The sequence below is a fragment of the Streptomyces sp. URMC 124 genome (assembly GCF_051386455.1).
Taxonomy (GTDB): Bacteria; Actinomycetota; Actinomycetes; order Streptomycetales; family Streptomycetaceae; genus Streptomyces.
This window is the reverse complement of record NZ_JBPQTS010000675.1, coordinates 1-230: the sequence shown is the minus strand read 5'-3', so window position 1 is coordinate 230 and position 230 is coordinate 1. Positions and strand designations below refer to the sequence as shown.

Genomic DNA, 230 nt, shown 5'->3' with positions numbered 1-230 from the left:
GATATGGGGCAATGCCTGCGACCATAACCGTCGGTAGGTTCGCTCCAGATCGGCTTGCGATACGGTGGATGACTCTACCAGCGTATACAAGGACCGAATTCGCGTCCTGACCGCAAATTTCATGTAAAGGCCGATGACGGGCACCAGCACAAGGGCCGCAACGTACCACAGCATCTGAAATAGAACCGGCTCCATCCATCCCATCAGCAGTCCCGTGACCAGCTGAAGGA

General features: G+C 55.7%; 1 protein-coding gene. It reads right to left on the bottom strand.

Annotation, left to right across the window (positions count from 1 at the left end):
- Window positions 1-204 (bottom strand): hypothetical protein (locus ACSNOG_RS34130; RefSeq protein WP_436756541.1); only part of this gene is annotated, 204 nt, incomplete at its 3' end.
- Window positions 205-230: the final 26 nt, after the last annotated feature.